Below are 13,369 nucleotides of genomic sequence, written 5' to 3' on the forward strand. Positions count from 1 at the left end.
GAACTTGTTTCAGTATCTCATTTTTATAATTTAATCTTAAACAAAATGCTGCAACGAGTTCAGCAAGACAAAAATGAAATGAATCTAAAAATCTCCATACTCGGTTGCGGTTGGCTGGGTTTACCCTTAGCCAAATCATTGCTTTCAAAAGGTTACAAAGTAAAAGGTTCAACGACTTCGGAAAGTAAATTAGAAGTTTTGAAAAATACTGGAATTTCGCCTTTCCAAATTCAATTGAAGGAACATCAAATCATTGGAAATATAGAAGATTTTCTGAAAGAAACCGATGTCTTAGTGATTGATATTCCGCCTGGATTGAGAAGAGAAACTTCGACTTCTAACGAAATGACATTTGTAAATAAAGTAAAAACGTTGATTCCGTTTATCGAAAAATCAGCTGTTCATAAAGTTATCTTTGTGAGTTCGACTTCGGTTTATGGTGATGATTTTCCAATTGTTGAAATCACAGAAGAAACAAAACCCAATCCCGATACCGAAAGTGGCAAACAATTAGCTATTACCGAAACTCTTTTACAATCGAATCCGCATTTTAAAACTACGGTAATTCGCTTTGGTGGTTTGCTTGGTTATGATCGTCATCCGGTGAAATTTTTAGCAGGTAGAACAAATGTTGAAAATCCAGATGCGCCAGTGAATATGATTGAAAGAGAAGATTGTATTGGAATTATAGAAAAGGCTCTCGACTTCGCTCGAGATGACAATTGGGAATGGAATCAAATCTTCAACGCTGTCGCACCTCAGCATCCAACACGCAAAGCATATTATCACAAAAAAGCTGAAATATTCAATTTACCATTGCCTACCTTTGCGGAAGATTCAGAATCGAAAGGTAAAATTATTTCTAGTGAAAAAGTGGAAACAATTTTAGGTTATTCGTTCCAAAAAGAAATTTAGTAATGGCTTATTTTAGCGTATTTCACAATTACATCAAGCAAAAGAAAAATGCAATTGGCTTGCCGATTTTAGCATTAATTTGGATTAGCTTTTTCTGGGGAACCACTTGGATTGCTTCCAAAGAAGGTGTAAAACATATGCCGCCTATGCAATTAGTCGCGATCCGTCAACTTTTTGGCGGTTTGATTTATCTACTTTATTTCTTAATCAAAAAACATCCCTGGCCAAACAAACGACAATGGCGAAACATTCTTGTTTTGAGTGTATTGAATTTTATGCTAAGTAACGGTTTAAGTACTTGGGGCGTGAAATACATTTCGAGTGGTTTGGGTGCGATTATTGGCTCGATATTTCCACTTTGGATTGTCATTATCAGTTTGTTTCGTGGTCAAAAAACATCTTGGAAAGCGGTTGTAGGTTTGATTGTAGCTTTTGGCGGAATTTGTGTCATTTTCTACGATTACCTCAACGATTTCTTACAACCTGAATTCCGTTTTGGAATTTTACTTTCGGTAATTGCAACGTTTACTTGGGCATTGTCTTCGATTTATATCAAGGAAAATAAAACGAATTTCAATCCGTACTTTAGTTTGGGATTGCAAATGTTGATTTCGAGCGTTGTGATTTCAAGCGTAATTGGATTTAATGGCACTTCGGTTCCGTTAAGTGAAATTCCTGCGATTTCTTGGTGGTCTATTGTTTACTTGGTGGTTTTTGGTTCAGTGTTGACGTTTATAGCATTTATTTATGCTTTGGAAAATTTACCAACTGAAATCAGCAGTTTGTATGCTTACATCAATCCGATGGTAGCGTTGTTTTTTGGTTATTTGTTGTTTAATGAACCTTTGACTACTGCGATTATTATTGGCGGAACAATAACTATTATTGGATTATATTTAGTCAATCGAGCGATTAAAAAGAAATAGCTTTTAGCCACAGATTAAAGGATTTTCACGGATTGTAATTCAACTAGTCATTTAAAACTATTTTATAAACAAAAAAATCCCATCTAAAGATGGGATTTGATTCTATGTACTTTAAAAAATATTACCAAATTTTCACTCGGTCTTCTGGTTTTAAATACATTCCATTGTTTGATTGAATATTAAACGCTTTGTAGAACGCTTCCACATTCTGTAATGGTACATAAGCTCGATACATTCCTGGTGAATGTGGATCCGTTTTCACTTGGTTTTTGATAGCTTCATCTCTCATTTTACTTCTCCAAATGGTTGCCCAAGAAATAAAGAAACGTTGCTCTGGAGTAAATCCGTCGATTAAACCTGGATTACCATTTTCTTTCAAATAGATTTGTAAACCATCAAATGCTGCGTTAACGCCACCTAAATCTCCGATGTTTTCACCTAAAGTGAATTTTCCATCCACAAAAATTCCAGGTAATGGCTCTAAAGCGGAATATTGATCTGCTAAAGCACTTCCTAACGTAGTGAATTGTTTTAAATCTTCATCACTCCACCAGTTTACTAAATTTCCATCCGCATTATATCTTGAACCTGAATCGTCAAATCCGTGTGAAATTTCGTGACCAATTACCGCTCCAATTCCTCCATAATTTACAGCTTCATCCGCTTTGTAATCGTAGAATGGTGGTTGTAAAATAGCCGCTGGGAATACAATTTCGTTGTTGGTTGGGCTGAAATAAGCATTTACCGTTTGAGGCGACATGCCCCATTCTTCTTTATCAACAGGTTTTCCTATTTTTTCAATATTTTTCTTATGACTCCATCTCGCATACATTCTTGAATTATCGAAATACGTTCCACCTTGTTCTGGAGATTTCATTTGTAATTCTGAATAATCTTTCCATTTATCAGGATATCCAATTTTTACTCGGAATTTGTTCAATTTAATTTTGGCATTTTCCTTAGTAGCTTTAGTCATCCAAGGTAAATTATCGATACGATTGTCAAAAGCTTTCATTACGTTAGTAATCATCGCTTGTGCTTTTTCTTTAGCTTCTGGTGGGAATTTTTTTGCTACGTAAAGTTTTCCTAACGCTTCCCCTAATCTTCCATTAACTGTTGCCAAAGCTCTTTCTTCAGCCGGACGTTGTTTTACCGCTCCAGTTAATGTTTTTCCGTAGAAATCAAAATTTGCATTTTCAATCTCAGTTGACAATAAACCTGCCGAACCCCTTAAGGCAGTCCAACGCATATAAGCTTTCCAATCTTCAACTTGGTTGTCTTTTAAAATAGTTTCAACTGTTTGTAAATATTTTGGTTGCGAAACTACTAACGAATCTACTTTCCCAATCCCAACACTTTGAAAATACGTATCCCATTTTACGGTTGGTGCTAATTTTTGTAAATCAGTAAAACTCATTGGATTATACGTTTTTCTTCTATCTCTACGCTCCACTCTATCTAAAGTTGCAGTTGACATTTTAGTTTCTAATGCTAAAATTTTCTTTGCATTTGTATTAGCTGTAGCTTCAGATTCTCCGATGAATTGTAACATTCTCGTTACGTGAGCTACATACTTTTCGCGTTTTTCTTTGTTGTCTGGCGCATCTGAAACGTAGTAATCTCTATCAGGTAAACCAAGACTACCTGTTCCTACATAAATTACATTTTTGTTACTGTTTTTAGCATCCGCTCCAATGTAACTTCCAAAGAAACCTAATCCCATTTCTGGCTCCATTTCAGCTAACAAAACAACCAATTGATCTGCATTTTGCACCGCGTTAATTTTTGCTAAATACGGTTTTAGAGGTTCTATTCCGGCTTTATTTCTATTTACTGTATCTAAAACTGTTTTGTAGAGACTAATTGCTTTTGCTTGATCAGAATTTGGGTCGATGGTCTTATCGTTAATGGCTTCTTTTAAGATTGCCATAACATCATTATCTGTATTCTTTCTTAATTCATCAAAACTACCCCAACGCGTTCTATCCGCAGGGATTTCTGTTTTATCTAACCAAGTTCCGTTTACAAAACGATTAAAATCGTCTGCTGGATTTACCGATTTATCCATAAAACCTTGGTTAATTCCTACAGTTTCTTTTTGGCTTGTTGCTTCTTGTGAAGACTTACACGAAGACAATACAACTGATAAGAAAAGAAAACTTAAGCTTCCTTTTAAAATAACTTTGTTCATAATTTACTCTTTTATTATTCGTTTTACTATTGATTGATTATTAGCTGTTATTTTAACAAAATAAATCCCTAGAGATGCAGAAGTTAAATCAATTGAGATTTGAGCATTAGAATTGCTAACATCATTTTTTGATAAAATAACTTTCCCAGTCACATCATAAACTTCAATTGCTGAAACTTCATTTGCTCCTGTAACTAAATTAAAAATGCCTTTTGATGGATTGGGATATAATAAAATATTATCCATTTCAAAGCTTTGATTAGAAAGTGTGCCATTTATTACAAAATCATCAATATTAACCCCTTCAGCGCCAACCGCTTCGTCGGAATGAAATACAATTCTGAAAATGACATTTGTTTCTGTATTTAAACTCAAAAGTGGGTATGAATACGTCCTAACCGTAGTGTCGATACCAGTCCATTGTGCTCCGGGACAATTAAAACAATCTTCACCTGAAGTGGCAGAAGTCCTATCACTATTGTACCATCCTGGAACAGCTGTTCCTAAAACATTCCAAGAAGCACCAAAGTCTGTAGAATATTCTACATAAACCACATCCCAATTTAGCTCTAAATTGAACTTCATTTTAAAGCTAATCTGAGGATTAACTACATTTGATAAATTATAACATTGTGAAACTAAATAGGATTTAGTTTCGTTTGGATAATTTCTTGATAAATTAGTTGTATAAACAAAATTTCCGTCTGAACTCATTGCTCCAGAACTTCTAATTCCTCTTGTCCATAAAGAACCCGTAGCTCCTTCATTATATGAAATTAGTTCATCAGATGCATTTGTGAAAGTGTTGACAACCCCCACTGAACCTGAGTCATTAACGTAAAATTGCGTTAGTCCTGTATTATTATCAGAAAAAGCGTCATTTGCAATTGATGATGATACACTGATGGTATGAATTCCTCTTGCTAAATTTACTGAAGGTAGTGCTATTAATGTTGAAGATCCAGATGTTATAGAACCATTCCAAACAAAATTGTAATTCGTTCCATCAATATTATAATCTGTCGTGACCTGCGATACGGCAGTACTCCCATTATTTTTTACCTCCACAATTGGAGTAACACTGCCATCACAATTTATTTCAAGTCCCGGATTTTGGATTGCAACAAATTTTAAATCATTTTCTGGAATTTCAACAGGAATTGCTGTCTGCCAAACGCCTCTTCCATAAGTAGCAGCTATTAATTTAGCATCCTCGGTATTAATTTCTAAGTCCTCAACGGAAACATTTGGTAAATTCATGTCAAATGGCTCCCAATTTATCATTGTATCATCTAGATAGTAGACACCTAAACTTGTTCCTAAAAATAGTGGATTTTGAGAATGTCTAGATTGATGAACGATGATGTTTTTTCCTATATTGGGCAAGCCTGATGAAATATTTGTAAAGGTATTACCACCATCTAAAGATTTCAAAACCCTTCCCGTTAAACCTGCTGTTGTTAGATAAACTATACTGTTATTAGAATGATTAACCTCAACCGATGAAATTGAACTAGATGCAGTGTAAACTTGAGAAAAATTTAAACCTCCATCATTACTCTTATATAAACCTGTTCCATTGGCGATGTATATAATAGTATCATTTGTTGGATCTATTTCAATATAATCAATATTTCCTGAACCCGTTTGAACACTATTTAATTGCTGCCAAGTGGTACCCGATAATTTGTACAAAAAGTTAAATCCTGAAAATAGCTCTCCAGTCGAATTAACAACCAAGGGTGTTACCCAATTACCATCTATCCCTCCAGGTGAAGCTACTGAACCTGATCTACTGTTACCACCATTAGTACTAATATACATTGTTCCTCCATATTGAATAAAACCATAATAAAGGTTTTGATTGTTTGGATCGATTGCCGTATCCATTCCATCTGCACCGTAGAAATTTTTCCATTGCTCTCCACTGTATGCATAACCCCCATTATCTTGTAAACCGCCTACCATGTTTCCGCTAGATTGCTTAGAAACTGCAATTTTGTAATACTGACTTATCTGTGCTGTTGCAGTTAAATCTGTAAAATTTGCACCTCCGTTTTGTGATACATAAATTCCTCCATCGCTACCACAATACAATTTCCCAGCCTGAAAACCCAAATAATGAATGTCTGCATGCGTGTATGAAGGTGCGGTTGGCGAACTCCAATTGTTTAATCTACTCATGTTAGTCCCCCCATTTGTAGATTTCCAAACATTTAAACACCCTGTATAAATCTCTTCAGCATTTACATCAGAAACAGCTATTGCTAAGTCAAACCAAGCCTGATTAGATTCGAGAACGTTAGTCACCGAATTTCTTTCCACAAAAGTCACACCACCATCAGTAGATCTAAAAACACCTTGAAAACTGTAATCAGGTGAAATACCTGCGCTTAAGATATAAATGTAATTAGGATTCGCTGGTGTAACATCCATAACTAATCTTCCAGAAATACTGGGTAAATTAGACTGTACATAATTAAACGTATCTCCCGAATCTGTTGAAATATAAAATCTAAATGTGGTTATGGATTCTCCACCAATTATTTCACTTGTTCTTCCAGTAGCATAAATTACATTTGAGTTATTAGGTTTTAATCGAATATTACCTTGTGAAAAGTTTCCCGATTTAACGATACTCCAATTCAATCCTGCATTTGTAGTTTTATAAATACCATTACTAGTTGCACACCACAAAATCTGATTGTTTGTTGGATGTATAATAATATCCCCAGCTCTTGAATTTGCGCTTGAGAATGTTAGACCAGTCGCTGCCCAACTCAATCCTCCGTCTGTAGATTTAAAAATTCCAACAGAATATGAATCGCCTGCGTCTTTATCTCCCGTAGCAATATAAATCACATTGGAATTGGTTGGATCAATCGCAATTCCTGACACTCCAATTTGAGGCAATGCGTCCGTTAGTGGAATCCAATCAACACCAGCGTTAACAGATTTCCAAATACCTCCAGCCGGTGCACCTAAATATATTGTGTTGGGATTATTAGGATCAACGGCAACAATATTAACCCTTCCTTGACCTGATGACCAAGAGCCCGTGTTTACATGAGAAAACGGCCCTACGGGTTGCCAATTACTGACTGGTGAAGCAAACGTGGTATTTCTTGTAGTTCTCTGACTATTTTTTTGATTCCATGCCGACCACAACTCTTGCGGAGAAATCAAATACCCTTGCTCATTCACTTTATTTTTCCAATGGTGTTCCCATCTTTTATAAGGATTATGACCAGACCCCCTAACACTTCTATCACGAGTTTTCCAAAATTCGTTAAATCTTGAAGAAATTTCCTGAATAGACAATTCTTTTTTCCTTTCAAACTCATTACCATTTTGATTATTCATCCAAGGAGCAGCAGAATTAAATTGTGAAAATCCCAAAAAGGAACACAAAACACTTAAGACTAAGTAATATTTTACCATAAATTTTTATAATCAATTGTCATATTACAAATATAACTAAGAAAATCAACATATTATAATTTTAACAAATCTCTATTGTCGTTTTAACAAAAGCCATTTGATTTATGATTAATTTTGTAAAAAAAAATATGCTAGATTTTCTTGCGCCTTATAAAAAGTTTTTTATTGTTTTTGGTATACTCTCTTTATTAATATATTTTGGTATTTACAGTTTGCTTTCCCCAAAAAAAATGCTCCCTATTTATTCGCCAAGAGATATTAATCCGGAATTAGTGGATTCCACAGTCCAACATATTGGTAATGATCATAAAATAGCTGACTTTGCTTTTACCAATCAAAACGGAAAAATAATTACGCAAAAAGACTACGAAAACACCATTTATGTAGCCGATTTCTTTTTTACCACGTGCCCTACTATTTGTCCCAAAATGACCGATAACATGGTTTGGTTGCAAAACCAATTGAGGAATAATCCAGAAGTAAAACTATTGTCATTTTCTGTTACTCCAGATATCGACACCCCTGAAGTTTTAAAAAAGTATGCCATTGAAAAAGGAGTTGAGGATTCACATTGGAATTTAGTAACTGGCGATAAAAAAGACATCTATTATTTAGCTCGAAAATCGTATTTAGCGGTAAAAACAGGTAAACCAGAAGAACTATATGATATGGTTCATACTGAAAACTTTATTTTAATAGATAAGAACAAACGCATTCGAGGTTTCTATGACGGCACCAACTTGGATGAATCCACAGATGACACACAAACAAAAAATATGAAACAACTTTTGGAAGATATATTATGGCTTTGCGAAAATCAATAATGTTAAATTCATGTTTAAATTTGCTAATTATGATAAAAATCAATTTTTGTCCGATTATAATTTTTACTTTTGTATTTTAATTCAATCTAAATAAGGAAATGGAAATTTGTTCTTCTGAACTTAAAATTGGAGAAGTTGCTAAAATAACTTCAATAAACCTAGATGAAATCCCACTGAAATTACTAGAAATGGGATGTTTGCCTGGAAATTCCATTACTTTAATTCAAGTTGCACCTTTCGGTGATCCTTTATACTTTAATGTAAATGATTCCCATGTAGCCATCCGACTAGAAACGGCTAAAGAAATCATTGTTGCCAAATTGTAATTCTCATGAATAAAAATCCTATCAAAGTTGCTTTAATTGGAAACCCAAATGTGGGCAAAACATCGGTTTTTAATGAATTAACAGGATTAAATCAACAAGTGGGAAATTATCCTGGAATCACCGTTGAGAAAAAACAAGGGGTATGTAAATTAAATGAAACCACAAAAGCTAAAATCATTGATTTACCTGGAACTTACAGCTTAAACGCAAGTTCTATTGATGAAAATGTGGTGATTGAATTGTTACTGAATAAAAACGACGAAGATTTTCCAGATGTAGCCGTTGTAGTGACCGAAGTGGAAAATTTAAAACGAAACTTACTTCTTTTTACCCAAATTAAAGATTTAGAAATTCCAACTATTTTAGTCATTAATATGGCGGATAGAATGGAGTTGAAAGGAATTGAATTAGATATTCCCGTTTTAGAAAAAGAATTAAAAACAAAGATTGCTTTAATTAGTTCTCGCAAAAAAATCGGAATTGACAACCTAAAAAACTTAATTCTCAATTATGAAACGCTTTCAACCGAACCGTGTTTGAATGCATCTTCTATTGATCCAGACTATTTCAACAATTTAAGAAGAGCCTTTCCAAATCAGTTGTTATACAAGCTTTGGTTAGTAATTACTCAGGATGTTAACTTTTTGAATTTAGATCGAAACGAAATCAAAAGTTCCTTTACCAAATCGCATTCCGATTTGAAAAAATTACAACAAAAAGAAACTATAAAACGTTATCAATTTATCAACGATACTCTTAAACTAGGTCAAAAAATTGATGTTTCTAAAGCAACTGATATTAGAGCAAAAATTGACCGTATTTTAACGCACAAAGTTTTTGGATACATTATTTTCTTCGGAATTTTAATGTTGATTTTTCAGTTTTTATTTGATTGGAGTAGTATTCCAATGGATTACATCGATGAAACTTTTGCCAATTTGAGTTCGCTTGCCAAAGAATATCTTCCAGCTGGAGAATTTACCAATTTAATCAGTGAAGGACTAATTCCAGGAATTGGGGGTATTGTGATTTTCATTCCTCAAATTGCTTTTTTATTCTTATTCATTTCCGTCTTGGAAGAAAGTGGCTACATGAGTCGCGTAGTATTTTTGATGGACAAGATCATGCGCAAATTTGGCTTATCTGGAAAAAGTATTGTTCCTTTAATTTCAGGAACAGCTTGTGCCATTCCAGCGATAATGAGTGCGCGAAACATTGAGAATTGGAAAGAACGATTAATTACAATTTTAGTCACACCTTTCACTACGTGTTCTGCGAGATTACCCGTTTATGCAATTTTAATTTCCTTAATTATACCCGAAAAAAGAGTCTTAGGATTTCTGAGTTTACAAGGATTAACCTTAATGGCCCTGTATTTATTAGGTTTTGGAATGGCCATTTTCTCTGCTTATTTATTGAATAAATTTTTAAAACTAAATGCCAAATCGTATTTCGTAGTTGAAATGCCAAGTTATAAAATTCCGCTATTTAAGAATGTTGGGATAAACGTTATAGAAAAAACCAAAGCTTTTGTTTTTGGTGCTGGTAAAATTATTTTGGCATTGTCTGTTATATTATGGTTTTTAGGTTCACACGGATTAAGTGATGATTTTAACAATGCTGAAAAAATAGTAACCGAACAAAATAAAAACAAAACCATAACTTCTGAAGAATTTGAAGATCAAGTAAACTCTTTCAAACTAGAAAATTCTTATATTGGTTACATGGGAAAAGCTATTGAACCCGTGATTCGCCCTCTTGGATATGATTGGAAAATTGGGATTGCAGTAGTGAGTTCGTTCGCAGCTCGCGAAGTTTTCGTAGGAACTTTAGCTACTATATACAGTGTTGGGAGTCACAGTGAAGAAGAAACCACAATAAAAAAGAGAATGGCTGCTGAGGTACATCCTGAAACTGGGAAAAAAATATTCAATTTTGCTACTGGAATTTCCTTATTGTTATTCTATGCTTTTGCGATGCAATGCATTTCTACATTAGCCATTGTAAAAAAAGAAACCAATTCATGGAAATGGCCAATAATTCAATTGGTTTTCATGAGTGGATTTGCTTATTTAACTTCATTAATTGCATTTCAAATTTTGAAATAAACGATTTGAACGAATAAAGCTAGATTTAAATCATGTTTTATACGTTTTTTAAAAATATATTTTACACATCATTTTTACTATTTTAACATAAAATAAAGCAAGAAAAAATACTTGTTTATTATAAAAAATAAAATAAAATATTAAAATTTTCCTTTATTTATAATTCTCAATTAAAAATATGATTTGTCTATTTATAATTTGTCTAAATAAATTAAAGTGATTAATTTTGCTTTGTAGAATTAATCTAAATAAAGATGAAGTATATAATAGTAACACTCGCCTTAATAATCTCAGGAATAGCATTTTCTCAAGAAAGTCAAACAAAAAACGACAGCGTTAAAAAATTAAAAGAAGTTGTTATTTCTGCTAACCAAATCATTGGAAGTAAATTTGAAGCAGCAAACAAAACAGGTTCAGCTTCTTACATTTCGGCAGAAGATTTACAAAAATTCAATTATACCGATATCAACCGTGTTTTAAGAACAGTAACAGGAGTTAATGTTTATGAGGAAGACGGTTTTGGTTTAAGACCAAATATCAGCTTAAGAGGAACTTCACCTGACAGAAGTGCGAAAATCACTCTAATGGAAGATAACGTTTTAATTGCTCCTGCTCCATATTCAGCACCAGCAGCTTATTATTTCCCATCTGTTGCTCGTATGAGTGCTGTAGAAATTTTAAAAGGAAGTAGCCAAATTCAGTACGGTCCTTTTACTACGGGTGGTACTATCAACTTTGTTTCGGCAGCGATTCCTAAAAAGTTTAGTGCAGGATTTTTAACGGATTATGGAAGTTTTAATACCAGCCGTACTGTTGCAAGTGTTGGAATTGCAAACGAAACGGTAGGGGCTGTTGTCCAATTTTTAAATTACAATTCAGACGGATTTAAAAATTTACCAAATGGTGCTAACACGGGATTTGACAAGAATGATGTAATGGCTAAATTCAGAGTACAATCTAAACCAACGAGTAAAATTTACAATGCTATTGAATTTAAAATGGTGTACGCAGATGAAGACGCGAATGAAACGTATTTGGGTTTAACAGAAGAAGATTTCAATAATTCTCCTTTCATGCGTTATGCAGGTTCTGAAAAAGATAATATCACTACGAAAAACAATCAGTTTTCAGTTACACATACTTTAAAAACAAGTAATTATTTTAGTATAACCACAACGGCTTACCGCAATAAATTTTCTAGAAATTGGTATAAACTAAACGATATACGATTTGGTGGGACAACTTATGCTATTGATGCTATTTTAGAAGACCCAACATCAAATGCATTAGCTTTTGACTATGTAACAGGAGCGCAAAACTCTCCAAATAATGCTTTGCGAGTTCGTGCTAACAACAGAGGATATTTAGCTCAAGGAGTTCAAACTAAATTAGATTTTCATTTCTTAACTGGGGAAGTTTACCATGACTTAGAAGTAGGAGTTCGTTATCACAAAGACAGCGAAGATAGATTCCAATGGAATGACAGCTATGCTATGTTAGATGGTTCGATGGTATTAACAACTGCTGGAACTCCAGGAACACAAGACAATAGAATTGCCTATGCTCGTGCTCTAGCTGCTCATGCTTTGTATAAACTAAAATATAAAGAATTGACGGTAACACCAGGTATTCGTTTTGAAACTATTGACCTACTAAACCAAAATTATGGGACAAATGATGTAACACGAACAGGTGTTAATTTAACAGAAAACAACAACCATGTAAAGGTTTGGTTGCCTGGTTTAGGAGCAAATTACAGAATTGATAACAATTTATCATTTTTTGGAGGCGTTCATAAAGGTTTTGCTCCCCCAACAAACACTCCTGGAACGAATGCAGAAAAAAGTGTGAACTACGAGTTAGGTACTCGATTTAAATACAACAAATTATCTGGAGAAATTGTAGGATACTTTAACGACTATTCTAATTTATTAGGAAGTGATTTAGCTGCTAGCGGTGGTTCTGGAACACTAGATCAATTTAACGCAGGTGAAGCACATGTGAAAGGAATTGAATTATTATTAAACTACCAAGTTCTAAAAGAAGAAAGCAAATTTAAATTACCTGTTACTTTTGGTTATACCTTAACTGATACTGAATTTGTGAACGAATTTGACAGCTCAGATGGATCTTGGGGTGAAATTGAAAAAGGAGATGAAATTCCATACATTTCAAAACACCAATTTAATGCTTCGATTGCCTTAGAACACGCTAAATTTGAACTGATTTTAGGTGCAAGATTTAATGGAGAATTCCGAACAATTGCTGGTCAAGGTAGCATTCCAAATGAATTTTCTGTTCCTAATAATACTGTTGTTGATTTTGGTTCGAAATATAAGTTTAATAAACATTTCAGCTTAACTGGAAATATTAACAACCTATTCGATGCTACGTATTTGGTTTCCAGAGTTCCAGCAGGATTAAGACCTGGAATGCCGTTTAGTGCTTCTGTTGGAATTGCTGCACAATTTTAATAATTTCACTTAGTTTTAAATTAATAAAAAAAGCAATCTCATGAATTTTGAGATTGCTTTTTCTACTTTTGTACTATGGATACACAACAAATCTTAGTTTACCTTTCTCTTGCCATTGCCGTAGGTTTTTTGGTTAAAAAATTCTTTTGGAAAAAACGCAAAAA

At 33.7% G+C, this 13,369-nt stretch carries 8 protein-coding genes; 6 read left to right on the forward strand and 2 right to left on the reverse strand.

Features of this window, described 5'->3' with window-relative positions; translation table 11 throughout:
- The first annotated feature begins 45 nt into the window (after positions 1-45).
- Entirely contained in the window at positions 46-915 is an 870-nt protein-coding gene (locus BUE95_RS03320) for an SDR family oxidoreductase (RefSeq protein WP_234977620.1), read from the forward strand.
- A 2-nt stretch (positions 916-917) separates the two neighbouring features.
- Positions 918-1,841, forward strand: coding sequence for a DMT family transporter (locus tag BUE95_RS03325; RefSeq protein ID WP_073581384.1), 924 nt, complete (start codon positions 918-920; stop codon positions 1,839-1,841).
- 121 nt (positions 1,842-1,962) lie between these two features.
- Here the strand turns inward: BUE95_RS03325 and BUE95_RS03330 are convergent, their stop codons facing one another.
- On the reverse strand, positions 1,963-4,032 hold the full coding sequence (locus BUE95_RS03330) for a M13 family metallopeptidase (protein ID WP_073581386.1): 2,070 nt from the start codon (positions 4,030-4,032) through the stop codon (positions 1,963-1,965).
- A 3-nt stretch (positions 4,033-4,035) separates the two neighbouring features.
- Entirely contained in the window at positions 4,036-7,473 is a 3,438-nt protein-coding gene (locus BUE95_RS03335; protein WP_073581387.1) for a T9SS type A sorting domain-containing protein, read from the reverse strand.
- Between the two features lie 128 nt (positions 7,474-7,601).
- Between BUE95_RS03335 and BUE95_RS03340 the strand changes: the two genes are divergently transcribed.
- The 4 genes from BUE95_RS03340 (at position 7,602) to BUE95_RS03355 (ending at position 13,205) form a co-directional block, all read left to right on the forward strand.
- On the forward strand, positions 7,602-8,297 hold the full coding sequence (locus BUE95_RS03340; RefSeq protein WP_073582407.1) for an SCO family protein: 696 nt from the start codon (positions 7,602-7,604) through the stop codon (positions 8,295-8,297).
- Between the two features lie 98 nt (positions 8,298-8,395).
- Entirely contained in the window at positions 8,396-8,623 is a 228-nt protein-coding gene (locus BUE95_RS03345; protein ID WP_073581388.1) for a FeoA family protein, read from the forward strand.
- Positions 8,624-8,628: 5 nt separating this feature from the next.
- Positions 8,629-10,731 (forward strand): ferrous iron transport protein B, encoded by a 2,103-nt coding sequence (gene feoB, locus BUE95_RS03350; RefSeq protein ID WP_073581389.1) that lies wholly within the window; start codon positions 8,629-8,631, stop codon positions 10,729-10,731.
- Positions 10,732-10,985: 254 nt separating this feature from the next.
- A complete protein-coding gene (locus BUE95_RS03355) occupies positions 10,986-13,205 on the forward strand; it encodes a TonB-dependent receptor family protein (protein ID WP_073581390.1) in 2,220 nt (739 codons plus the stop codon).
- Positions 13,206-13,369 lie beyond the last annotated feature (164 nt).

The sequence above is a fragment of the Flavobacterium cucumis genome, assembly GCF_900148835.1.
In the GTDB taxonomy this organism is placed as follows: domain Bacteria; phylum Bacteroidota; class Bacteroidia; order Flavobacteriales; family Flavobacteriaceae; genus Flavobacterium; species Flavobacterium cucumis.